This is a genomic window from Streptomyces sp. NRRL F-2580 (genome assembly GCF_000720115.1).
In the GTDB taxonomy this organism is placed as follows: Bacteria; Actinomycetota; Actinomycetes; order Streptomycetales; family Streptomycetaceae; genus Streptomyces.
Map to the genome: position 1 here is coordinate 174206 of NZ_JOIR01000013.1, position 21436 is coordinate 195641.

At 73.1% G+C, this 21436-nt stretch carries 23 protein-coding genes; 10 read left to right on the forward strand and 13 right to left on the reverse strand.

What is annotated here, in order from left to right:
- Positions 1-75: 75 nt before the first annotated feature.
- Positions 76-1185 carry a serine hydrolase domain-containing protein gene (locus IF88_RS0117030; protein WP_030712217.1) on the reverse strand — a complete coding sequence of 370 codons (1110 nt, stop codon included), beginning with the start codon at positions 1183-1185 and terminating at the stop codon, positions 76-78.
- A gap of 192 nt (positions 1186-1377) precedes the next feature.
- Positions 1378-1662 (reverse strand): hypothetical protein, encoded by a 285-nt coding sequence (locus tag IF88_RS0117035; protein WP_030712219.1) that lies wholly within the window; start codon positions 1660-1662, stop codon positions 1378-1380.
- A 99-nt stretch (positions 1663-1761) separates the two neighbouring features.
- Between IF88_RS0117035 and IF88_RS0117040 the strand changes: the two genes are divergently transcribed.
- Together IF88_RS0117040 and IF88_RS0117045 are read left to right on the forward strand one after the other, a co-directional pair.
- Positions 1762-2154 carry a response regulator gene (locus IF88_RS0117040; protein WP_051837048.1) on the forward strand — a complete coding sequence of 131 codons (393 nt, stop codon included), beginning with the start codon at positions 1762-1764 and terminating at the stop codon, positions 2152-2154.
- 304 nt (positions 2155-2458) lie between these two features.
- Positions 2459-3109, forward strand: a complete 651-nt coding sequence (locus tag IF88_RS0117045) for a DUF4360 domain-containing protein (RefSeq protein WP_030712223.1) — start codon at positions 2459-2461, stop codon at positions 3107-3109.
- Positions 3110-3190: 81 nt separating this feature from the next.
- On the opposite strand, the gene cynR is transcribed toward IF88_RS0117045, so the two are convergent.
- Positions 3191-4099: a transcriptional regulator CynR gene (gene cynR, locus IF88_RS0117050; protein ID WP_030712226.1), complete on the reverse strand. Its 909-nt coding sequence runs from the start codon at positions 4097-4099 to the stop codon at positions 3191-3193.
- A gap of 125 nt (positions 4100-4224) precedes the next feature.
- On the opposite strand from cynR, the gene IF88_RS0117055 reads away from it, so the two are divergent.
- Both IF88_RS0117055 and cynS read left to right on the forward strand, forming a co-directional pair.
- The gene (locus tag IF88_RS0117055) at positions 4225-4836 is read left to right on the forward strand and encodes a carbonic anhydrase (RefSeq protein ID WP_030712228.1); all 612 of its coding nucleotides are present in this window, start codon (positions 4225-4227) and stop codon (positions 4834-4836) included.
- Positions 4837-4883: 47 nt separating this feature from the next.
- Positions 4884-5354 (forward strand): cyanase, encoded by a 471-nt coding sequence (gene cynS, locus IF88_RS0117060; protein ID WP_030712230.1) that lies wholly within the window; start codon positions 4884-4886, stop codon positions 5352-5354.
- Positions 5355-5584: 230 nt separating this feature from the next.
- Here cynS and IF88_RS0117065 read toward each other — a convergent pair whose 3' ends face one another.
- Together IF88_RS0117065 and IF88_RS0117070 are read right to left on the reverse strand one after the other, a co-directional pair.
- Entirely contained in the window at positions 5585-5995 is a 411-nt protein-coding gene (locus IF88_RS0117065; protein ID WP_030712232.1) for a rodlin, read from the reverse strand.
- Between the two features lie 79 nt (positions 5996-6074).
- Positions 6075-6836 carry a class I SAM-dependent methyltransferase gene (locus IF88_RS0117070; RefSeq protein WP_030712234.1) on the reverse strand — a complete coding sequence of 254 codons (762 nt, stop codon included), beginning with the start codon at positions 6834-6836 and terminating at the stop codon, positions 6075-6077.
- 63 nt (positions 6837-6899) lie between these two features.
- Between IF88_RS0117070 and IF88_RS0117075 the strand changes: the two genes are divergently transcribed.
- Positions 6900-8495, forward strand: a complete 1596-nt coding sequence (locus IF88_RS0117075) for an AMP-binding protein (protein ID WP_030712237.1) — start codon at positions 6900-6902, stop codon at positions 8493-8495.
- Between the two features lie 23 nt (positions 8496-8518).
- On the opposite strand, the gene IF88_RS0117080 is transcribed toward IF88_RS0117075, so the two are convergent.
- The 3 genes from IF88_RS0117080 to IF88_RS0117090 form a co-directional block, all read right to left on the reverse strand.
- Positions 8519-9673, reverse strand: coding sequence for a serine hydrolase domain-containing protein (locus tag IF88_RS0117080; RefSeq protein ID WP_030712239.1), 1155 nt, complete (start codon positions 9671-9673; stop codon positions 8519-8521).
- Between the two features lie 121 nt (positions 9674-9794).
- The gene (locus IF88_RS0117085; RefSeq protein ID WP_030712242.1) at positions 9795-9977 is read right to left on the reverse strand and encodes a hypothetical protein; all 183 of its coding nucleotides are present in this window, start codon (positions 9975-9977) and stop codon (positions 9795-9797) included.
- A 62-nt stretch (positions 9978-10039) separates the two neighbouring features.
- The gene (locus IF88_RS0117090; protein ID WP_030712245.1) at positions 10040-10315 is read right to left on the reverse strand and encodes a hypothetical protein; all 276 of its coding nucleotides are present in this window, start codon (positions 10313-10315) and stop codon (positions 10040-10042) included.
- A gap of 273 nt (positions 10316-10588) precedes the next feature.
- Between IF88_RS0117090 and IF88_RS0117095 the strand changes: the two genes are divergently transcribed.
- Complete coding sequence (locus IF88_RS0117095) at positions 10589-11020, forward strand: GNAT family N-acetyltransferase (protein WP_030712249.1); 432 nt, start codon at positions 10589-10591, stop codon at positions 11018-11020.
- A 130-nt stretch (positions 11021-11150) separates the two neighbouring features.
- On the forward strand, positions 11151-11876 hold the full coding sequence (locus tag IF88_RS47270) for a hypothetical protein (RefSeq protein WP_051837050.1): 726 nt from the start codon (positions 11151-11153) through the stop codon (positions 11874-11876).
- Here IF88_RS47270 and IF88_RS0117105 read toward each other — a convergent pair.
- Positions 11873-12565 (reverse strand): lysophospholipid acyltransferase family protein, encoded by a 693-nt coding sequence (locus tag IF88_RS0117105; RefSeq protein WP_030712255.1) that lies wholly within the window; start codon positions 12563-12565, stop codon positions 11873-11875. The two genes, IF88_RS47270 and IF88_RS0117105, sit on opposite strands and share 4 nt — an antisense overlap.
- 446 nt (positions 12566-13011) lie before the next feature.
- Here IF88_RS0117105 and IF88_RS47840 point away from each other — a divergent pair, with 446 nt between their 5' ends.
- Positions 13012-15834: a D-alanyl-D-alanine carboxypeptidase gene (locus IF88_RS47840; RefSeq protein ID WP_234323564.1), complete on the forward strand. Its 2823-nt coding sequence runs from the start codon at positions 13012-13014 to the stop codon at positions 15832-15834.
- Between the two features lie 85 nt (positions 15835-15919).
- Here the strand turns inward: IF88_RS47840 and IF88_RS0117115 are convergent, their stop codons facing one another.
- Entirely contained in the window at positions 15920-16726 is an 807-nt protein-coding gene (locus IF88_RS0117115) for a hypothetical protein (RefSeq protein ID WP_030712261.1), read from the reverse strand.
- Positions 16726-18003: a VWA domain-containing protein gene (locus IF88_RS0117120; protein WP_030712264.1), complete on the reverse strand. Its 1278-nt coding sequence runs from the start codon at positions 18001-18003 to the stop codon at positions 16726-16728. Before IF88_RS0117120 ends, IF88_RS0117115 begins: the two co-directional genes overlap by 1 nt.
- Positions 18004-18175: 172 nt before the next feature.
- On the opposite strand from IF88_RS0117120, the gene IF88_RS0117125 reads away from it, so the two are divergent.
- Entirely contained in the window at positions 18176-18541 is a 366-nt protein-coding gene (locus IF88_RS0117125; protein ID WP_030712267.1) for a DUF6204 family protein, read from the forward strand.
- A gap of 91 nt (positions 18542-18632) precedes the next feature.
- On the opposite strand, the gene IF88_RS0117130 is transcribed toward IF88_RS0117125, so the two are convergent.
- Both IF88_RS0117130 and IF88_RS0117135 read right to left on the reverse strand, forming a co-directional pair.
- Positions 18633-20288 carry an FAD-dependent monooxygenase gene (locus tag IF88_RS0117130; protein ID WP_030712273.1) on the reverse strand — a complete coding sequence of 552 codons (1656 nt, stop codon included), beginning with the start codon at positions 20286-20288 and terminating at the stop codon, positions 18633-18635.
- A gap of 76 nt (positions 20289-20364) precedes the next feature.
- A complete protein-coding gene (locus IF88_RS0117135) occupies positions 20365-20775 on the reverse strand; it encodes an organic hydroperoxide resistance protein (protein WP_030712274.1) in 411 nt (136 codons plus the stop codon).
- A 128-nt stretch (positions 20776-20903) separates the two neighbouring features.
- Between IF88_RS0117135 and IF88_RS0117140 the strand changes: the two genes are divergently transcribed.
- A complete protein-coding gene (locus IF88_RS0117140) occupies positions 20904-21389 on the forward strand; it encodes a MarR family winged helix-turn-helix transcriptional regulator (protein WP_030712277.1) in 486 nt (161 codons plus the stop codon).
- Positions 21390-21436 lie beyond the last annotated feature (47 nt).

The following is a 21436-nucleotide window of genomic DNA, read 5'->3' on the forward strand; positions in this document are numbered from 1 at the left end:
CCACCCGGCCCTCCGATGTCCGGCCCGGCCCCCGTACGGCGGGGGCCGGGCCGGACGCCTGCCGGCGGGACTCCGTCAGGCGGAGCCGGTCTTGGCGAACTCGGCTTCGAGCACCTCGGTGAAGAGGCCGATCGGGTCGCTCCAGTCGCCGTTGAGGCTCTGGGAGACCAGGTGCTCGCCGTCGCGGGTGCCGAAGGTGTAGCAGAACGATCCGGTGAAGGCGCCGCCCATGCCCCAGAGCGTCGCGCCGCAGGACAGGTCCACCGATGCCACGCCGAGGCCGTAGGAGGTGCCGGGGATCCACTTGCCCTCGGGGGTGGGGAACACGGTGAACATCTCGCCCTGCTGGGCGGGCGGCAGCAGCCGACCGGCCAGCAGCGCGCCGAAGAACCGGTTCAGGTCGCCGACGGTGGAGACCATGCCGCCGGCCGTCCAGGCGAAGCTGGCGTCGATCTCGGTCACGTCGTGGATCTCGGCATCGGGCGCGGGCAGGTGGTTCTTGCTGTAGAGACGGGTGTGCGGTCCGCGCAGCTCGTGCTGGCCGCCGCCCGGCAGGTAGGTGCCGGTCAGTCCGAGCGGGCGGACGATGCGATCGTCGAGCTCGTCGGCGTAGCTCCGGCCGGTGGCCTTCTCGATGACCAGGCCGCACAGGACGTAGCCGGTGTTGCTGTACGTCCACCCCTCACCCGGCGCGAAGTCGGGGGCGTGGGACATCGCGACCCCCACCAGCTGCTCGGGGCGGAACCGGTCGTAGCGGTGCTCCAGGAACGCCGGGCCGTAGTGCCGGGACGTCAGCCGTTCGTCCTGGGCGTAGTTGAAGAGTCCGCTGGTCATGCCGAGCAGCTGGCGCAGGGTGATCCCGCCACCGTCGTTGCCGTTGCCCCGGACCAGGCCCGGCAGCCACTGCTCGACGGTGTCGTCCAGGCCGAGCGTGTGCTCGGCCGCCAGCTGGAGGAGGAGGGTGGCCGTGAACGTCTTGGTGGTGCTGCCGATGCGGAACTGCTCCTGCGCCAGCCGCGCACGCCCGGACGCCTTGTCCGCCACCCCCGCCGCGGCGAACCAGCCTCCCGCGCGGTCCTGGACCTCGGCGACCATCCCGGGAAGGCCGCTCTCGCTCACCGCCCGGTCCAGGACCTCCTGCACGGCCGCACGTGAACTCATCCTCTGGGGAACGGACTTGGTCATCTCGGTCTCCTCGGTGCGGCTCCGGCGTTCTTCCCGAAGGGAAAAACGCTACGCCGCGGGGCCCGCGTGGCGCTGGCCCGCTCCCGGCCAACATCGAGGACGACCTGGGCAGCCGGACGGGTTCGCCCTCTTTCTCCCCGCGGCCTCAGCTGCTACGGGAGGTCGGCGGGGCGAGGGGCCGGCGGCCCGTGGTCACCGGGAGGTGCCGCCCCCGCCCCGCTCGGGGGCGATCATGGCGGTCAGGCCGAGGTCCAGCTCCGCACCGTCGACGAGCAGCGCCTCGATCGAGCGGGTACGCGGGTCGATGTCGGCCTCCATGCCCTCACCGCGGTAGTGGGGGTAGCCGGAGGCGCCGGTCTCCCCGGTGGCCTCGACCGTGGCCGCGCGCAGGGCCCTGTCCGCGGCGGAGCCGCCGCGCAGGTTCTCGATGTGTTCGGGCACCAGCAGGATCCGGAAGCTCTGCGGCTCAGTGGTCATGGCTCGAAGCTACCCGATCAGGTGCCCCGGAGCGGGCGCTCACACGCCCCACCTCGTACGCTCTCCAGGACCCACGGACGCGAACGAAGAGGCAACACCATGAGCGGCGATTCCCCGAGCAAGATCCTCCTTGTGGCGAAGGACCGCACCCTCCGGACCTTGCTGGAGCGGCTCCTGGTGGGCCGCGGGTTCGCCGTGGTCGACGGCGGGAGCGGGGTGGACACCGTTGCCCTGCTGGGCACCGCCGGCCCGATCGCGCTGGTGATCTGCGAGCGCACCGGCCCGGGGCTGGACGAGGTGGCGATGTTCGAGGAGATCCGCCGCCACCCGGACCACGGGCGCGTGCCGATCCTCGCGCTGCCGCCCGCGGACCCGGAGTGCACGGTCCGTGCCCTGGAGGCCGGGGTGAGCGACTGCCTCGCGAAGCCGTTCCACCCCACCGAGTTCCTGGCCCGCGTCGAGCGCCTGGCCCGTCCGGACACCGCGGCCTGATTCCGCTCTTGGGTCTCCGGCCCGTCGTCGGGATCCGGCCGGTCCGGGCCGGAGCGTGCGATTGGCCGGACATCGCCCTGGTCCGGGCCGCCCGGGGTTCCTACGATTCGGGCACCCGGTCTTCACCCACCGGGAATTTTCAGGGACATGCTTAGATTCCCCTTCCTGGGCCTGCCCCGTTCCACCCTGCACACCGGTCTGTGACGACCCGGCCCCGCTCTGGCCGGCCGCACCCCCCACCCTCCGGCGCACGGGCACACCCGTCTGCGCGCCGCCCGGTACCGAAGCAGTGGATTGGAGAACCATGTCCGGTGGATTCCTCGTGAGCGGCGCGATCGGCGCCCTGCTCACCGCCACCCTCCCCACGCACACCACCCCCTCGACCATCGTGGACCCGCCGCCCGACCGGATCGTGATCGAGGTCGCGACGGTCAACGGATCCGGGTGCCCCAAGGACACCGCGGAAGTCGCCGTGTCCCAGGACAACACCGCGTTCACCGTGACCTACAGCCAGTACCTGGCACAGGTCGGCGGCGGCGCACCGCCCACCGCGGCGCGCAAGAACTGCCAGCTCAGCCTGATCGTGCACGTGCCCCACGGCTTCACCTACGCGATCGCCAGTGCCGACTACCGCGGCTACGCCTCCCTGGCACCGGGCGCGAAGGCCACCGAGAAGGCCTCGTACTACTTCCAGGGCTCCCCGGACACGGCCGCCCTCACGCACAACTTCAGCGGCCCGCGCGAGGACAACTGGCAGGCCACCGACGTGACCGACTGGGCCCAGCTGGTGTGGGCACCGTGCGGCGTGCAGCGCAACTTCAACATCAACACCGAGCTGCGGGTCAACAGAGGCACCTCGGCCCCGTCGTCCACCAGCTACATGACCATGGACTCCACGGACGGCAGCATCAACACCATCTACCACCTGGCCTGGAGGGAGTGCAGCCGCAACTGAGCCCGCCCGCTCCCCCGCACGTCCGCCTCCCCGCTCCGCGCTCCCGGGCGCGGCGGGGAGGCGCACCGCCTTCCCGGCCGGCTAGGCTCCGTCCCCCTCGGCGGGGTGGTAGCCGCGGGTGCGGACCACCTGGGCGATGAGCTCGGCGAAGGCGCGGGAGGCGGCGCTCTCGTAGGCGTTCTCGCGGCGCAGCAGGGTGACCGTGCGGGACGGGAGGGCGGGGTCCAGCGGGACGGGACGCAGGTACGGGTGGTCGTCGGTCACCGCGGCGGGCAGGACGGTGGCCAGCGAGGTGCGCCGGACGATCTCCGTGAGGGCCTGGACGGAGTTCGCCTCGACCTCGATGTGCGGCCGGACGCCGTGGGCGGCGAGGTAGGCGTCGACGTGCCCGCGGGTCGCGAAGTCCCCGCTGAGCAGCGCCAGTCGGCGCGCCGCCAGGTCGCCTACGGACAGCGGTCCCGGATCCGCGTCGGCGGCGGCGACCAGGGCCAGGGCCTCCGTGAACAGCGGGGTCGCCGCGAGACCCGGCAGGTGCGGCCCCCGGAAGGCGAGGCCGAGGTCGTGGTCGTCGGCGAGCAGGCCGGCTTCGATCCGGTCCTGAGGCATCTCCCGGACCTCCAGGGTGATGCCGGGGTGGGCCGTGTGGAGTGCGGCGACGAGCGGGCCGACGAGGTACGCGGTGAAGGTGGGGGTCAGGGCGAGGCGCAGGTGGCCGCGGGAAAGGTCGGCGAGGTCCAGGACGGCCCGCTCGGCGGCGGCGAGTTCCCGTAGGGCGGAGCGCGCGTGGTGGACGTACGTCGCACCGGCGTCGGTGAGCCGGACGGCGCGTCCGGTGCGGTCCAGCAGCTGGGCGCCCACGGTGTGTTCGAGCTGCTTCACCTGCTGGGACAGGGTGGGCTGGGAGATCCGCAGTTCCTCGGCGGCGCGGGTGAAGCTGCCGTGTTCGGCGACGGCGATCAGATAGCGCAGGTGACGCAGTTCCAGAGCCATGCAGACAACTATAGATGCCATCGATGACAGACATGGGTTTTGCGTCTTGGACACAATAGATGCAGCTCATGCATGGTGGAACACGTCAAGCCCCCCGGGGGCACGTCCCATCAAAGGGAGTGACCGTGCAGGACCTTTCGGATGGCGTCGCACGCTTCCGGCGCGAGGTGTTTCCGGCGAAGGCCGAGCTCTTCGCCCGGCTGGCCGGTACGCACCGGCCGACGACCCTCTTCATCGGCTGCTCCGACGCCCGCGTGGTGCCGGAGCTGATCACCCAGAGCGAGCCCGGCGAGCTGTTCGTCGTCCGCACCGCCGGGAACCTCGTCCCCGCGTACGCACCGGGCCCGGACGGGGTGACGGCCAGCATCGAGTACGCCGTCGCCGTCCTCGGTGTCACCGGCATCGTCGTGTGCGGGCACTCCGCCTGCGGGGCGATGACCGCCCTGGCCGAGGGCACGGACCTGGGCGCGGCCCCCTCCGTCGCCGACTGGCTGCGGCACGCGGACGCCTCGGTGGCCCGGACGGCGAGCACGGGCCCGGACCGGGTGTCCGCCCTGGTCCGCGAGAACGTACGCGCCCAGCTCGCGAACCTGGCCACCCACCCCTCGGTCGCCCGCGCCCGGGCAGCGGGAACCCTCACCCTGCGCGGATGGGTCTACGACATCCGCTCCGGCGGTGTCGCGGAGGTCGGCCCGGTCACCGACCGCCGGGCCGCGCTCACCCCGCGAACCATCTGAACCCCTCCTCCCCCTCTCCCCCCTCACCCCAGTCAGGACGTCCCGCCATGCCGCACGCCCAGTTCGACCCCACCGTCCGCCAGGCCCTGGCCGTCGCCGTCGTCGACGCCAAGACCCGCAAGGACCTCACCTGGCAGCAGCTCGCCGACACCGCCGGGCTTTCGGTCGCCTTCGTCACCGCCGCCCTGCTCGGCCAGCACCCCCTGCCGGCGCCCGCGGCTCACGCGGTGGCCGATCTGCTGGACCTCGACGAGGACGCGGCGCTGCTCCTCCAGACGATCCCGGCCCGCGGCCCGGTGAACGGCGGCGTCCCGACCGATCCGACGATCTACCGCTTCCACGAGATGCTGCACGTGTACGGGACCACCCTGAAGGCCCTGGTCCACGAGCAGTTCGGCGACGGCATCATCAGCGCGATCAATTTCCGGCTGAACGTCACGAAGGTGGCCGACCCCGAGGGCGGCGAGCGCGCCGTCATCACCCTGGACGGCAAGTACCTGCCGACGAAGCCCTTCTGACGACGCCGTGGTGCCGAGGCCGTTCTGGCGCAGGCCTTCCGGCACACGCCGAAGAGCCTCCGGCCCGGTCGGGCAGGAGGCTCTTCGGCGTCGTGTTCGGTGCCCACGCTGACGGCCGTCGGGCCGGTGGCCCGTTGAAGCGTGGATCCGCGGATCCGGGTGGAACAAGCCGGGGCCCCGTGGGCACTCGCGCAGGCGTCGGAGGCCCCGGCTCGCACAAGGGGACGGCGTCAGCTGCCAGCCGAGATGTTGCCCGACAGGACCGGGATGTTGTCCAGGATGTGCGAGAGCGGCTCGTCACCCTTGGCCTGGGTGGAGTTCTCGGTGCACTGCTGGTTCTGCGGGTTGGACAGGACGTTGATGTCCTGGACGCCGACGTTGACGAGGGCGAGGACCGACTGGACGTTCAGCTTCGCCGGCAGACCGATGCAGGGCTTGTTCAGAGTGCCCTGGACCACGCTGAGCTGCGGGCTCAGGTCACCGTGCGTCTTCTGGTTGCCGTAGATCTGCTGGGAACCGTTGCCGTTGACGGTCGTGACCCCCTGGTCGTTGCCGATGGCCATGGCCGGGGCGGCCAGGGCGGCGCCCACACCGACGATCGATGCGGTGGCGGCGGCGGTGGCCATAATCTTCTTCAGCATCAGTGGTCCTTATGTCGCACGAGTGCGTGTTGAGTGATCGCCTTGATCAACGCCCGGGACGACGACAGGTTCCTCCGGTTCACCCGATCGGCCCCTCCCCTTCTTCGGGGCCGCGTACGGCCAGGCTCAGCTCGACGACGTAGTGCTCCTCCACTCGGCCGTCCGGGAAGTCGCGCATGAGGAGGGCACGTTCGTCGGCGAGGAAGGCGTCCGTGCCGGGCTCGCCGACGAGGAAGAGGGAGTGCGTGGACAGCTTGGCCAGATGGGTGTCGACGGGGACGCGGCGTGACCAGGTCAGGCGGCGGACGGTGAAGCGCAGCCCCTCCTGCGAGCGGGCGCGCTCGTTGATGTACCAGCCCGGGCCGAACCGCTCCTCGATGCGCGCCTGCTGGTCCGCGATCCAGCCGACGGTGACGTCCGGGTCGTTGTGCCAGACCGCCAGCGCCCCGCCGGGCCGCAGCACGCGCAGCGCCTCGGGGACGGAGCGGGCCGGGTCGGTCCAGTGCCAGGACTGTGCGTACGTCAGCAGGTCCAGGCAGCCGGAGGCCAGCGGCAGCCGGTTGCCGTCCGCACGGACGAGCGGGATCCGGGGGTTGCGGCGCCGGAACTCCGCGGCCATGCCCGCGCCCGGCTCCACCCCGATCACGCGGGCCCCGCGCGCCGCCAGCAGGGCGGTGGCGATTCCCGTACCCGCCCCGACGTCGGCGACCCGGGCTTCGGCCAGCGGAAATCCGGCCAGTTCCGCCAGCGTGTCGAAGAGCGCGGGCGGGTACGACGGGCGATGGTCTGCGTAGCGCGCGGCCGCGGCGCTGAATGAACGAGCACGGGATTCGGTCGTCATGCCCCTCATGATGCCGAGGGCCGCGGGCGCTGTGGAACGGGGCGCGGAGAGGCGGGTCGGAGCGTGGGGGCCGCACGGTACGTCACGGAACTGGTCGGGGCGCTGGAGCGGAACGCGGGGCGGCCCGCGCTCGGGACCGGCCCGCTCGTCCTGGAGTTCCAGGAGGTCCTGGACGGCGCCTACCGGCTGGCCGGGGTGCTCGCCGAGGCGGGGATCGCGCGCGGTGCGGGGCTGGCCTGCGTGGCGGGCACGAACCGGCCGGAGGTGCTGCTGGTACGGATCGCCGCCCATCTGCTGGGTGCGCGGCTGACGCAGGTACTCGTCGGACCGGCTCTGTACGGTCTGGACTTCATCCTGCGGGACTGCCGCCCGGACCTGGTGGTGCACGAGGTCGCCGTGCCCGGTACGGGGGCGCCGCGGGTCGCCCTGGACGAGCTGCTCCGGCGGGCCGCTCGTCGCGAGCCGGCGGCGGTGTCCGTGGCGGCGCGGGAGGACGACGTGGCGCGGGTGACGTACACCGGTGGGACCACGGGGCGGCCCAAGGGGGTGGCCTCCACCTTCGGGGCGATGGCCGCACGGAACGCCGTACACGCGGAGGGCTGGGCGGAAACGGTGTACCTGTCGGTCACCTCGCTGGCGCAGCGTTCGGGCGGCCGGTGCCTGGAGCAGTTGCGCGCCGGGGGGCGGGTGGAGATCCTCGACCCCTTCGGGACCCGGGAGTTCGCGGCCGCCTGCCTGCGGCTGGCGCCGGTGTCCACGTACCTGACGACCTCGATGGTGTACCGGCTGCTGGACGACCCGGTGACGGCCCACGGTGTGCCCGGGCTGGAGACGGTCTCGTACGGCGATTCGCCCGTCCACCCCGAACGGCTGCGGGAGGCGGTGACCCGCTGGGGCGGCCGGTGGCAGCAGGGCTACGGCATGAACGAGGCGGCGGTGATCTGCCGCCTCTCCCCCGCCGACCACGAGGCGGCGGTGGCCGGCCGGCCCGAGCTGCTGGCGTCGGTCGGACGGCCGGTCGCGGGGGTGGAGGTCGAGGTACGGGACGAGCGGGGCACGGCGGTGGCGGCCGGTGGCACGGGCGAGGTGTGGGTGCGGTCGGCGGCGATGATGGCCGGGTACTGGGGCCGGCCCGGGCTGACGGAAGAGGTGCTGCGGGACGGGTGGCTGCGGACCGGGGACCTCGGACACCTCGGCGCCGACGGCTACCTCTACCTCGACGACCGGGTGAAGGACGTGGTGATGGTCGACGGGGACAACGTGTACTGCGTTCCGGTCGAGGCGGCGCTCACCCGGCATCCGGGCGTGGCGCAGGCCGTGGTGGTGGGCCGGCACAGCGAGCTCACCGGCGAGGAGGTGTGCGCCTTCCTGGTGCCGGCGGCGGGGTGTCCGCCCGGCGCGGAGGTCGCCCGTGAGGCCTGTGACCTGGTGGAGAAGGAGCTGGCCCCGGCGCACCGGCCCACCGCGGTGTTCTGGGAGCGGACGATCCCGCTGACCGCGCGGGGCAAGCCGGACAAGCACCGGCTGCGGGAGCGAGCGGCCGCCGCGGCCGCCGATGACGACGGCGGCGGCGGCAGCTGCGGCAGCTGCGGCAGCGGCAGTGGCAGTGGCAGTGGCAGCGGCAGCGGCAGCGGCAGCGGCAGCGGCGGACGGGCGTAGCCGACGGGCGCGACCCCCTCCCCCTAGTACCGGGCGGCGGCGTAGGTCCAGAACTCCCGCATCACCTCGGGCGGGGTGGGGCCGGTCAGTTCCCGCTGGGTGAGCAGGATGGTGACCGTCCCGGTGGCGGGGACCACGTGCGCGGCGGTGCCGGTGCCGCCGATCCAGCCGTACCGGCCCGGAACGTTCCACGGGTCGATGCGCGCCACGTCGACCGAGCCGCCGAATCCCCAGCCCTGGCCCTCCAGGAACAAGGTGGCCTCCTCGCGCTGCCGCGCGGTGAGGTGATCGGTGGTCATCTGCCGTACGGACTCCGGCGAGAGCAGCCGCCCGCCCCCGTACGAGCCCTCCGCGAGCAGCATCCGGCCGAAGGCGAGCAGGTCGTCGGCGGTGGAGACCAGACCGCCGCCGCCGGACGGGAACGGGGGGAGGCTGCTCCACTGGCCGTCGGGCGCGTCGACCCGTTCCAGGGCTCCGCCGTCGGGGGCGGCGCGGTAGGAGCTGGTGAACCGGTGGCGCTGCTCCGGCGGTACGGCGAAGGCGGTGTCCCGCATGCCGAGCGGCTCGAAGAGGCGCTCGGCCAGGAACTCCTGGAAGGGCAGTCCGCTCGCGCGGGCGACGAGCACCCCGAGGATGTCCGAGCAGGTGTTGTAGAGCCAGGCCCGCCCGGGCTGGTACAGGAGCGGGATGCCCGCCAGGGTCGCCGTCCACTCGTCCGGCTCCGCCACCTGCCCGGGGTGCGGCGGCCCCTGCTTGAGCTCGCTGAACAGCGGGGCCACGGCGGGCAGCGAGAAGTCGGCGGGGAAGCCGTAGCCGGCGCGGAAGGTGAGGAGATCGGCGACGGTGATCGGGCGGTCGGCGGGAACCACGTCGTCGACGGGTGAGGCCGGGGTACGGACGACCACCGGCGCCGCCAGTTCCGGCAGCCAGCGCGCCACGGGGGCGTCGAGGTCGAGCGGGCCCTCCTCGATCAGCAACATGGTCGCCGCGGCGGTCATCGGCTTGGTGACCGAGGCGATCCGGAAGAGGGAGTCGCGTGCCATCGGGGTGGTGCCGGACGTGTCGAGGGAGCCGACGGCCGCGACCTCCACGTCGTCCCCGTGGGCCACCAGACCCACGGCGCCGGGCAGCGATCCGTCACCGACACGGGTCTCCAACAGACTGCGCAGGTCGCTCATGGCCCACCTTCTCGTACGTGCGGATGCTCGTAGGGAAGACTGCTGCCGGGCCGCGCATTCATCGGTCCGACACGCACCGGTCCGACACGCACCGGTCCCGGTCTCCATCGGACCACGGTCGCTAGGCGGCCGGAACCACCGAGGCCCTTATGGCTGCGGCCCACTCCTGCAGCAGGGCGGCGTGCCGGATCCGGTCCGCGTCGGAGAGGCGGCCCTCGGCGCGGGCGAAGAGGCAGCGGATGTCGGCGTTGATCTCGGCGAGGGAACGTTCGGCTGCCGGGTGGTCGTCAGGGGTGGTGCTCACGTGATCAAGAGTAATAGCGGAGTGTGACAGCCGTGGACCATGTCCGTCATCCGGACGCCCCCTCATTCCCCGATCCGGGCGGCCCGGAACTGGAGGCAGCGGCGTTCCGGAACGCTGAGGGTGAGTCCGGCGGCCTTCGCGTAGGCGGCACGCGCCGCCGCCCGGTCGCCCGCCATCTCCAGTAGGTGGGCCCGCACGGCCTCCAGGCGGTGGTTGCCCGCGAGGCGGTCGCCCTCGTCCAGGGCGGCGAGCAACGCGAGGGCCTGCCGGGGCCCGGGCACCATGGCCACCGCGACGGCGTGGCCCGGGCGTTCCACGGGGCCCGGGACCAGGCTCATCAACACCTCGTACAGGGAGCGGTCCTGCCGTAGCGCGGACGAGCGCGCCGAGGACCTGCGGAGCCAGCTCGGGGCAGCAGGTCTTCGCTCGCCGGGGCGGATTCCGTCGTCACACCTCGGTTCCCGAAGCACTGTCGACGGGTCGGACGACGACCGGGTAGTCGGGGGCGCCCTCCGGCGCCGGGCAGGCGTAGGCGCGGACGGCGATCTCGGCGGCCCGGGTCGAGGGGCCCGATAGGCCGAGGGCCCGAGAGGCCCCCTTACGCTGGCCCCATGAAGATCATCGACCTGGAGCCGGGTGACCCGCGGCTCACCGCCGACCTGCTGCCCGTGCTGCGTGAGCTCCGCCCCCACCTCACCGAGGAGCTCTTCCTCGGGATCCTCGCGGAGGGGCACGGCCAGGGGCTGCGCTTCACGGCGGCGTACGACGCTGACGGCGTGTGCGTGGGCGCGGCCGGCTGGCGGCTCGTCGCCACCACCGCCCTGGTCCGCAAGCTCTACGTGGACGATCTGGTCACCGCCGCCACGGCCCGTTCCACCGGGGTGGGGCACGCGCTGCTCGCGCACCTGGAGGAGCACGCGCTGGCCGCCGGTTGCACCGCCCTCACGCTCGACTCCGGCACCCAGCGCACCGACGCGCACCGCTTCTACTTCCGCGAGCGGATGGCCGTGACGGCCTTCAGCTTCGAGAAGCCGCTCGGCTAGCGGGGCCGGGGACCCTTGCGGGCGGCCGTGACCGAACCGTCGCCGCCCCGAGGCCCGATCGGGCTCGTCGGCCGCTCACCTGGTTGCTAGGTTCCAGCGGAAGCCGACCGACTCTGGGGGAACCGATCTCATGTCCGCATCCCGAGGCCCCCTCAGGGGCCTGTCCGCCGCGGCCGTGGCCGCTGTTCTGCTGGCGGGTTCCACGGGGTGCGGGGACAAGGACGCCGCGGACCCGGCGGCCTCGGTCTCGGCCTCGGCCGCCGCACAGGTGTCGGCGTCCGCGTCGGCCTCGGACGCCGCCGCCGCGGCCTCCTCGGCCCCTGCCTCCGCGCCCGTTTCGGCCTCCCCGTCCGGCTCCTCCGGGCCGCCGGCCCCGGCCACGACCCGGGCCGCGACGCCTCCTCCGGCCGCGACCCGGCTGACCGTCGCGGTCGACACCCGGGGCGGCCGGCTCGTCCTCGTACGCGGCGGCGTCGCGCAGGAGTTCACCGTCACCCTGCGGAACGGGAACTCCGCCGAGTACCGCCATCTGCTGGTCGCCTTCCAGATGGAGTCCCTCGTCGGCGAACCCGGCGACCAGCCGGGCAGCGGGCCGGGGTTCCTGCTCGAACGCCTCGACCAGGCCTCGGGCACGTGGCGTCCGGCCGACTTCCGCATCGCCAACGACGTCAAGCCGCTGTCCCTGTACACGGGCGGCGGCCCGCTCGCCCGCGAGGCCGTGCGCGTCGAGCGCTACCGGCTGCGCGCGACCGCCGGCGGGCCGACGGGCAGCAGCCCGGTGGTGGTGTCCTTCGTCGACACGGACGCCGACCGGGAGGTCGCCGCCCATGTCGTCCTCGCGCACACGACCCGCTAGGACGGCTGGGAGGGCTGGGAGGGCTGGGACGAAGCCCCCGAGCAGGCTTCCCCGGCTGCGAGCGCGGCGGTTCGCCAGGCGGCGGTGACGGCCCGTCGAGCCCGGTCCGTCGCCTCCGGCACCCGGTCGGGCAGGTGCAGCGGCGAGCCGATGTGGACGTGCAGGCAGGGCCGGCGCAGCGGGGCGGTGACGACTCCTGCGAGCTGCTTGGCACTGCTGCCGGAGCACAGGCGACGGGCGCCCGCCTGGCCGACGGGTACGACGGGGGCTCCCGTCGCGGCGGCCAGCCGGGCCAGGCCGCTGCGGAAGGGGCCAGGAGCCGACTCCCCCGCGTCGCGGCGCGGCGGCAGGCCGCCTTCGCCGTAGAGCAGCACGCTGCGGCCCGAGGCGAGGGCGACGGCGGCGGCGTCCAGGGAGTCCGCGGCGCGGGCGGTGCCGCGGTGGACGGCGATGTGGCCCTCGCGCCGGAGCGCGGAGCCGAGCAGGGGTACGCGCCACAGGCCGCCGGTGGCCAGGATCACCGGCTCGATCCCGTACTTGCGAAGCGCGGCGACGACGACGGCCGGATCGGCGAGGGAGGTGTGGTTGGCGACGAGGATGCTGGGCGCGGCGGGCCTCGCGTTCGGGTCGGCGGTGACGGTCAGCCTCCCGAAGGCGGGGACGAGGGCGGCGGCGATTCGGCTGAGCATGGACGGCCCCGTTCGGGTGCGGTGGTTGGGGTGGTGCCGTCCATCGTCGACCGGTGGGGTGGCGCGGTCATGAGTAGCCGTACTCAATCGAATATGACCGAACTGTCACAGGATCGAGCGCGCGGAACGTGCGGGGGCACCGCGCACATCTAGCACTTCGGCGGGGCTCCTCGGGGCCCCGCCGCACGGTATCGGAACGGCGTGAACAGCAAGGCGGGGCAGGGATGAAGGCGGTAACGGTGGCGGGCGGTTCCTCGGACGACCCGGAGATCGAGCGGGGGCCCGCCGTCCCGGAGACGGAGCCCGATGTCGCCCCCGACATCAGGGACGACGACCCTACGCGGGCCCACACCCCCGCCCCCCGGGCACAACCCGAAGCCGAGGCAACAGCCCGGCCCACGCCCGCCCCCGAATCCGGCCGCCCGAACCCCACGGCTGACGCCGAAGTGGAGGCCGAGGCCGAGGGCGAACGCATGGCCGAAGCCAACGCCGGGGCGAAAGCAGGGGCGGAGGCCGAGGGCGCGAGCGAGGCGGGGGCGGAAGCCAGCGTCGGGGCGAAGGCCGAAGCCGGGGCTGGTACGAAGGCAGGGGTCCAGGGCATGGCCGAGGCGGAAGCCGACATCAAGGCGAAGCCCGAGGCAAAAGCCGGGGTCGAGCCGGAAACAACGGGCGCCGGGGCCGAGGCGGGAACTGGTGCGGAAGCCAGGGGCAAGGTGAAGGCCGGAGTCACGGCCGGGGCAGGGGCCGGGTCCCGGGTTGAAGCTGCGGTCGCCTCCGAGGCGGGAGCCAAGGCTGCGGTCGAGGCCGAGCGGGTGGTCGACAGGGCGGGCGAAGGCGCAACCGAGCGGCGCTCAGCCCTCGCGACACCCGAAGCAGGCGGTCCGGACCTTCAGACGGCACGCGAGGCAGCCGAGGCTACGGCCGGCCCGAAGGGCGACCCTGGCGGCGCAGCCGCACCCGGGCGCGAAGCCACCGCCGAAATCGACGATGTGGCCGAGCCCGAGGTCAAGGCCGCAGCCAGATCGGCGTCTACGGCCGACGGCGCAACCGCAGCTGCGCCCGCGAACAAGATCGCAGTCGAAGCCGACACTGCGGTCAAGCCCGTTGCCGAAGCCAACGCAAGACCGGAGGCCGCGGCTGGCCGTCCCGAGGCAACCGGGCCCGCGAAGCAGGCTGCACCCGAAGCCGACACCAACGGCAAGGCCGGGCCCGGATCGGAGGCCGAGGGGGCACGCGAAGTCGGCGCCGAAGCCGAGGCCAAGGCCAAGGCCAACATCAAAGCCAGGGCTGAGGCCGAGGGCGCAGCGACGGCAGGGCCGAAGGCCACGGCCGGACGGGCAGGCGCAACCCCGCCCGCCAACCCAACCGCACCCGAAGCCGACAACAAGGCCAACACCAAAGCCAAGGCTGAGCCCCAAGGCGACGCGAAGACAGGGCCGAAGGCCACGGCCGGACGGGCAGGCGCAACCCCGCCCGCCAACCCAACCGCACCCGAAGCCGGCGGTGTGGTCAAGGCCGTAGCCGAAGCCAAGGCTGAGGCCCAAGGCGCAGCGAAGGCTGGACCGGCGGCCACGGCGGGACGGGCAGGGGCAACCGGGTCCGCAGACCTGGCCGCACCTGAAGCCGAGGCCAAGGTCGACACCGAAGCCGAGGCGGAAGCCAAGGGCGGGGCGGCGCGTGAAGCCGGGGGTGGGCCGGGTGGCGCAGGCGCGGGTGGTCCTACGGACGAGGGGGATGCGGGCCAGGGCGCGGTCGGCGCGGCGGACGAGACTCAGGTCCTCGTCGTGCCCAAGCCCCCGCGAGGCGACGGCGCGCCGAAGGTGCCTTCCTGGGCGCGTCAGGGCGAGGCGGAGGCGGACTCCGAGCGGACGAGCCAGTTCGTGGCGCTCAAGCCGCTCGACGTCGCCGCGCCCGCCGCGGCGGAGCCGAAGGCGGAGCCGCGTGTGCGGCCCCAGCCGCCGGAGGCGAGCGCCCCGCTGCCCCCTCTCGATCTGCTGGCCGAGCTCACCAACACCGCTCCCCCGCCGGAGACCCCGCGCCGGACCGCCGTGCGCCGCGTCAAGGTGTGGACCCCGGTCCTGCTCCTCCTCGCCGGCGCCTACGTCGGGGCGCAGATGCTGCGCCCGCTGCCCGCCCCGCAGATGGTCTCCGCCGAGACCAACCGCACCGTCGACGGGCAGTTCTCCATCCCCTGGCCCGGCAAGGGCCAGGGGGCCGTTCACGTCGTCGGCTCCGGCGACCTCGGCACCTTCGGCGAGCAGAAGCCCGTCCCGACGGCCAGCGTCGCCAAGGTGATGACGGCGTACGTGGTCCTCAAGGGGCACCCGCTGCGCATGGCCGACCCCGGTCCCGACATCACGGTCGACGCGAAGACGGTCGCGGACGGCAAGGCCGAACACGAGTCCCGGATCGAGGGACTCACCGCCGGCCAGAAGTTCAGCCAGCAGGACATGCTCAAGATGCTGATGATCCCCTCGGGGAACAACGTGGCCAGGCTGCTGGCCCGTTGGGACACCGGGAGCGACGCCGAGGCCGCGTTCGTCGCGAAGATGAACGCCACCGCCAAGGAACTAGGGATGACCAACACCACGTACACGGACCCCAGCGGTCTGGACGCGGGCACCGTCAGCACCGCCGCGGATCAGCTCAAGCTCGCCGAGACCGTCATGAAGGACGAGGTCTTCCGCTCGATCGTCGCGCTGCCGAACGCCACCATCAAGGGGCTTTCCACGCCGCTCGACAACAACAACGACCTGCTCAACAGCAGCATCCGCGGCATCAAGACCGGTTCGAGCACACCCGCCGGCGGGGCCCTGATGTGGGCGGCGTACAAGACGATCGACAACAAGGACCAGTTGATCCTCGGTACGTTGATGGACCAGCACGTGGACGGCCCGGACCTGAACGGCGCGAACAGCCTCATCCTCGTGCAGGACAACAGCAAGAAGATCATCGAAGCGGTACGGGGGGCCCTGGCGTCGGCCCCGGTCATCCGCAAGGGCCAGCCGGTGGGGTACCTGGAGGACGGGCTCGGCGGCCGGATGCCGCTCGTGGCCACCAAGGACCTGAACGTGATCGGCGTACCGGGCCAGCAGCTGAAACTGTCGCTCCTGCCCGGCGCCTCGCCGCTGCCGCACACCGCGAAGGCCGGTACCGAGGTCGCGACGCTGACCGTCGGTGAGGGTGACGGGGCCAAGAGCGTGCCGGTGGCCGTCCAGAAGGACATGGCCGAGCCCTCGTTCGGCACGCGCATGACCCGTATGCGCTAGAACTAGCCGATAACGCCCTATGACAGCCGGTACAGGCAGAGGCGGTCGTGGCCCGAGGGCCGCGACCGCCTCGCCGTGCGGTGGGTCAGGCGCCGCGCGGCACCCGCGACGGCCGGCCCGAGCCGCGCGTCAGGGAGTACCCGAACATGCCCGCGGCGGCGGCGAGCACCCCGCCCATCGCGGTCCAGATCCAGCGGTCCGACCACCAGCCGCCGGACCAGCCGTCCTCCGGCTCGCGCAGGGAGGCGGTCACCGTACCGGCGACCAGCGGCGTGGAGAGGGCGCCGTCCACCGCGTGGGCGCCTCCGGTCTCCTTGACCTCGGCCTCGACGGCCGCGCGCACCGGCAGGCCCAGGTCCTCCTCCGGCAGGTTCACGACCGTCAGGCGGACGTAATAGCTGCCGGGCAGCGGGTCGTTGGCCCACGGCTCGGCGCCGGCGCGGACCGTGCGCAGGGTGCAGGACAGTTCGACGGACGTGGCTTCCTTCGCCGCGGCCGCGCTCTGCGTGCCGTACGTGCACGCCTGCCTGCGGCGCAGTCCGTCGTACACGTCGAGCTGCCAGGTCGACGCGCCGTGCCGGGTCGCCGACGCGGGCAGGGTGACCGCGGCCTTCACCGTGGCACGCTGCTGCGCGTCGAGCGGCAGCACCCAGTAGAGGTAGTCACCGGCGGACGCGTCGGCCGTGGCCTTCTGGCCCGGCCGGAACGCCGCGGCGGTACGGAAGCCGGTGCCCGCCTCGGTCGGGGCGGAGTCGGCCTTGCCCTTGCCCGGGGTGGTGGTGGGGCTCGCCGACGGCGTGTCCGCGACCGCCGTGCCCACGGCCGTACCCGCCACCGCGAAGGCGGCGGCTCCGGCGAGCAGGGCGGCGGTCAGTGTGCGTACGGTACGCATCAGTTGGTCCTCCAGACGGAAATGCGCCAGCGCGAGATCCATCCCCACACCAGACCGGCCAGCAGCCCGGTGAGCGCCAGCACGGCCAGCAGCCACCAGCCGCGGCCGAGGCCGAAGGCGGCCACGTCGGAGGCGCCGTCGGGTCCGTCCACCAGGTCGATGGTCAGCTCGACGGGCATGCCCGGGGTGGTCTTGACGGACGCGGGAGCGGAGAAGGAGTTGCTGACCTGGATGCAGACGGTCTCCGCCGCGGGCTTCCCATCCCCGTCCTCGTCGTCGATCTCGGCCTTCGGGTACCTCAGTCCGGTCGAGATGACGTCGGTGCGCCCGTCGCCCGCCTCCGCGCCGCGCACGATCTCACGTCCGTGGACGGTCGTGGCGCGCAGCAGGACTCCGTAGTCCTTGTTGACGGCGCGGTCGGCGCCGATGCTCACCGAGGCGCGCAGCTCCTGGCCCGGGAGGACGTCCACCCGGTACCAGCGGTGCTCGCCGAAGGTCTCGCGGTCGCTGTAGAGGCCGGCCTTCAGCTGCGGGGCGCCCTCGCACTGCTTGGCGCCCTCGGTCGCCACCGGGTTGACGACCGGATCGGCGGCCCGGTCGACGAGTTGGCGCACTCTGCTGGAGAGTTCCGCCTTGTGCTGTACCGAGGTGTACGTACCGCCGGTGGCCTCGGCGATGCAGGTCAGCTGGGCCCGGGTCTTCGCGTCGGGTACCAGGCCGAGGGTGTCGATGACCAGGTGGATGCCCTTGGCGGCGATCTCACGCGCCACTTCGCAGGGGTCGAGCGGGGCGCAGGTGTCCTCGCCGTCGGTGATGAGCACGATCCGCTTGGTGGCGTTGCCGCCTTCGAGGTCCTGGGCCGCGCCCTGGAGGGCCGGTCCGATCGGGGTCCAGCCGGTGGGGGCGAGGGTCGCCACGGCGGTCTTGGCCTCGGTCCGGTCGAGCGGCCCGACCGGGTAGAGCTGCTTGGTGTCCTTGCAGCCGAGCGCCCTGTCCTCGCCGGGGTAGGTCGCGCCCAGGGTCCGTATGCCGAGTTGCACCTCGGCGGGTACGGCGTCGATGACCTCGTTGAAGGCCTGCTTCGCCGCGGCCATCCGGGACTGGCCGTCGATGTCGGTCGCCCGCATGGAGCCGCTGACGTCGAGGACGAGATCGACCTTGGGAGGTTCCTTGGCCGTCGGTCCGTCGGCGGCGGTGGCGCTCGCCGGGAAGAGCCCGACGGCCAGGGCGGCGAGCAGGCCGCACGCCCCGGCCGCCAGCCGTTTTCTAGTGATCATCGCCGGATCGTATTGAGGATCGTCCGGCAATCCAAAACCGGGTCCCCGTCGTGGCTTTCACGGTGTGGGCGGCTTTCCGCCAGGTGCCCCGGCGGTGCACGGGGGCGGCGGACGGGGCGGACCGGCGGATATCCGGGTGCATGGGACGGAGCGCCCGTTCTACTCTGCCGGGATGAGTACCCGTACCTTCCGTATCACCGTCCGCGGTTCGTTCGACGGTCTGACCGACGGCCAGCGGGCCGAGCTGCTCGCGGCCGCGCCCGAGCACGACATGCTGCGTGCGGAGTTCACCGCCGAGGGGCACCTGACGTACGACCTCGCGGCCCGACCCTTCTTCACCTTCCGCTTCCTGGACTCGGGCGAGGCCGAGGCGGACATCCTCGACGCGACGGCCCGTGCCGAGCTGGCGGCGGAGAGCTGGCTGACCGAGCGCGGTTACGGCTTCAAGCAGTTGAAGTCGCAGGCGCAGGATCTCTCGCAGGCTCCGCTGGGCAAGCGCGGACGCCGTGAGGCGGCCCGCGCCGACGGCCGGGACTGACGGCCGGGACTGACCGCCGGGACTGACCGCCGGGGCTGACCGCCGGGGCTGACCGCCGGAACCTGACGGCCTCTCCGGTCAGACTCGCCGGTCAGGACTCGTCGTTCGCGGCGAAGACGACCCCGAGGTGGGCGGCCAGTGCCCGCGGGGCGGGCGGGGTGAGGCGGGCGCCGAGGTAGCCGTCCGGCCGGATCACGAAGGCCGTCGGCTGGTCGACCGCGTAGCGGCGGGCGAACTCGCCTCGGGAGTCCCTGTACACCGGCGGCGGGGACGCGCCGGCCTCACCGTCGGGCCGGGCATCGGCCGGGGCGTCGGCCGGGACCACCACGCAGGCCTCCACCAGGCCCCCGGAGGACTCCCGTGCCGTCCGGACGAGTTCGTCGAGGCCCGGCCCGGTCCCGTACAGCAGCAGGAGGTGCTCGCGCTCCCGCAGGAGGTCGTAGAGCCGCAGCGGGTAGGCGGGGATCTCGCCGGTGAGCCCGCGGCAGTCCGGTGCGCGGTCGCCCGGCCGGGGCCCCCGGCCCTCGCCGGGCGGGTCCACGACGGGGCTTCCCCGGTAGCCGACGAGGAGTTGCGCCTCGCGCAGCATCAAGGTCTCCGGGTCGTCCGGGTCGGCCTCGAATCCCTTGACGGCGTGCCGTACGGTGCGGCCGACGACTTCCTCGCCGACGGGCCGGCGCTCGGCGTCGTAGCTCGCGAGGAGGGCGGGGTGGGCCGCGTCCCGGACCGCGAGGGCGAGTTTCCAGGCCAGGTTCCAGGCGTCCTGGATACCGGTGTTCATGCCCTGGGCGCCGGTGGGCGGGTGGATGTGGGCCGCGTCCCCGGCGACGAAGACCCGGCCGTCCCCGTACCGGTCCACGATCCGGTGGCTGATGCGGAACACCGAGGCCCAGCGGATGTCGGAGGCGGTGGTCGGCTCGGGTGACAGCCGGTCCAGGACGGTCTGGACGTCCGCCAGTCCGGGGGCCCGGCTGCTCCGCAGGCCGTGGGTGATGCCGTCGGAGGCGTCCTCGGCCTGCCGCGCGGTGGAGAGTTCGGGCGGCACCATCATCGACATCCGGTACCGGCCCGGGCCGGGCAGCGGGATGCACACCAGCAGGTCGTCGACGGCGCCGTCACCGTCTCGGTGCAGGGAACGCACGCCGAACCCGCGGGGTACGTCCCAGTCGACCCGCACGTCGGCGAGCATGTATTCCTCGGGGAAGGCCCCGCCCTCGTAGCTGAGCCCGAGCCCCTTGCGGACGATGCTGTGGGCGCCGTCGCAGCCCACCAGGAAGCGGGTGCGTATCTCTTCCTCGGCGCCGGACGGGGTGTGCAGCCGGCAGGTCACGCCGTCGGCGTCCTGCCGGAACGACACGAGCTCGGTGCCGCGTTCGACGGCGGTACCGAAGCGGGCCAGGAACTCGTCGAGGATGCGCTCGGTCTCGTACTGCGGCAGCGCCGCGAACCCGTAGGGCACTTCGGGCGGCAGGACGAGGTCGATGCGCGGCTGCTCGATGCCGTTGACGTACATGTACTGGCCGCGCATCGGGACGGCCGCTTCCAGGGCCGTGCGGACCAGTCCCATGCGGTCCCAGATCTCCAGGGTGCGCGGCTGGATCCCCACGGCCTTGGCGAACGGCAGCCGGGCGGGCAGCCGGTCCACGATCCGGCAGGAGACTCCGCGTCTGCGGAGCTCGGCCGCAGCGGTCAGTCCGACCGGGCCGGCGCCGACGACGAGGACGTCCGTTGCATAGGTGCGCGCCACTGGCGCCTCCCGGCGTGCGGCCCCCCTGGGGATCGGTGCCCCTCCATGGTCGCCGCGCGCCGGGTGCCCGGCATCTTTACTCGATCACGAGGTCGACGTCGACGTTGCCGCGGGTGGCGCGGGAGTACGGGCAGACCTCGTGCGCCTGCTTCACCAGGAGGGCGCCCGTCTCGCCCGCCAGGGACTCGGGGAGCTCGACGCGCAGGGTGACGCCCAGGCCGAAGCCGGCGCCGTCCTTGCCGATGGAGACCTCCGCGGTGACCGAGACCTCGCTGGTGTCGGCCTTGGCCTGGCGGCCGACGAGGCCGAGGGCGCTGGCGAAGCAGGCGGCGTAGCCGGCCGCGAAGAGCTGCTCGGGGTTGGTGCCCTGCCCGTTGCCGCCGAGCGCCGGGGGCATGGCGAGGGCGAGGTCGATCTGGCCGTCGGAGCTGACGGTGCGGCCCTCGCGGCCGTTGGCGGTGGCGACGGCGGTGTAGAGCGCGTCCATGAGAGTTCCTCTCGCAGAAATGAACCTTGGCGGCGGCCGGTGGTCGACCGCGCTCCACCAGTAGAGCACGCAATTCAGTTGTGCGCAATTCAATGTCGCTCAAGTCTGGTCCGGGTACACTTGCCCTCATGACCGAGCAGCCGACCGCGACCCACCCCGACCAGGACTTCCTGCGCCTGGACGGCCAGATCTGCTTCGCGCTGAACGCCGCGAGCCGTGCCTTCGGCGGCCTCTACCGGGTCGTCCTCAAGGACCTGGGGCTCACCTACCCGCAGTACCTGGTGATGCTGGTGCTCTGGGAGCACGGCGAACTGCCGGTCAAGGACATCGGGCAGCACCTCCGGCTGGACTCGGGCACGCTGTCCCCGCTGCTCAAGCGGCTGGAGACGGCCGGACTGGTCCGCCGCGAGCGCAGCACCGAGGACGAGCGCTCCGTCCACGCCCACCTCACCGACGAGGGCGCCGCGCTGCGCGTGCGCGCCGCGGAGGTGCCCCGGCGGATCGCGGCGGCGACCGGCTTCGAGCTCGCCGAGGTCCTCGACCTCCAGACCCGCCTGAACCGGCTCACCGCCGCCCTCGACGCGGCCGTGCCGCGGGAGGCAGGAGAGGCGTAGCCGCCTCCCGCGCCGGACACTGGGTCCGGGAAAGGCAGGAGGTGCGC

What these genes read in the sequence shown, in the direction of transcription:
- IF88_RS0117035 (WP_030712219.1), bottom strand. Translation starts at nt 1,662, where the DNA reads ATGACCACTGAGCCGCAGAGCTTCCGGATCCTGCTGGTGCCCGAACAC.
- IF88_RS0117070 (WP_030712234.1), bottom strand. Translation starts at nt 6,836, where the DNA reads ATGACGACCGAATCCCGTGCTCGTTCATTCAGCGCCGCGGCCGCGCGC.
- IF88_RS47270 (WP_051837050.1), top strand. Translation starts at nt 11,151, where the DNA reads ATGTCCGCATCCCGAGGCCCCCTCAGGGGCCTGTCCGCCGCGGCCGTG.
- IF88_RS0117125 (WP_030712267.1), top strand. Translation starts at nt 18,176, where the DNA reads ATGAGTACCCGTACCTTCCGTATCACCGTCCGCGGTTCGTTCGACGGT.
- IF88_RS0117095 (WP_030712249.1), top strand. Translation starts at nt 10,589, where the DNA reads ATGAAGATCATCGACCTGGAGCCGGGTGACCCGCGGCTCACCGCCGAC.
- cynR (WP_030712226.1), bottom strand. Translation starts at nt 4,099, where the DNA reads ATGGCTCTGGAACTGCGTCACCTGCGCTATCTGATCGCCGTCGCCGAA.
- IF88_RS0117105 (WP_030712255.1), bottom strand. Translation starts at nt 12,565, where the DNA reads ATGCTCAGCCGAATCGCCGCCGCCCTCGTCCCCGCCTTCGGGAGGCTG.
- IF88_RS0117080 (WP_030712239.1), bottom strand. Translation starts at nt 9,673, where the DNA reads ATGAGCGACCTGCGCAGTCTGTTGGAGACCCGTGTCGGTGACGGATCG.
- IF88_RS0117120 (WP_030712264.1), bottom strand. Translation starts at nt 18,003, where the DNA reads ATGATCACTAGAAAACGGCTGGCGGCCGGGGCGTGCGGCCTGCTCGCC.
- cynS (WP_030712230.1), top strand. Translation starts at nt 4,884, where the DNA reads ATGCCGCACGCCCAGTTCGACCCCACCGTCCGCCAGGCCCTGGCCGTC.
- IF88_RS0117090 (WP_030712245.1), bottom strand. Translation starts at nt 10,315, where the DNA reads ATGAGCCTGGTCCCGGGCCCCGTGGAACGCCCGGGCCACGCCGTCGCG.
- IF88_RS0117135 (WP_030712274.1), bottom strand. Translation starts at nt 20,775, where the DNA reads ATGGACGCGCTCTACACCGCCGTCGCCACCGCCAACGGCCGCGAGGGC.
- IF88_RS0117065 (WP_030712232.1), bottom strand. Translation starts at nt 5,995, where the DNA reads ATGCTGAAGAAGATTATGGCCACCGCCGCCGCCACCGCATCGATCGTC.
- IF88_RS0117030 (WP_030712217.1), bottom strand. Translation starts at nt 1,185, where the DNA reads ATGACCAAGTCCGTTCCCCAGAGGATGAGTTCACGTGCGGCCGTGCAG.
- IF88_RS0117040 (WP_051837048.1), top strand. Translation starts at nt 1,762, where the DNA reads ATGAGCGGCGATTCCCCGAGCAAGATCCTCCTTGTGGCGAAGGACCGC.
- IF88_RS0117045 (WP_030712223.1), top strand. Translation starts at nt 2,459, where the DNA reads ATGTCCGGTGGATTCCTCGTGAGCGGCGCGATCGGCGCCCTGCTCACC.
- IF88_RS0117115 (WP_030712261.1), bottom strand. Translation starts at nt 16,726, where the DNA reads ATGCGTACCGTACGCACACTGACCGCCGCCCTGCTCGCCGGAGCCGCC.
- IF88_RS0117140 (WP_030712277.1), top strand. Translation starts at nt 20,904, where the DNA reads ATGACCGAGCAGCCGACCGCGACCCACCCCGACCAGGACTTCCTGCGC.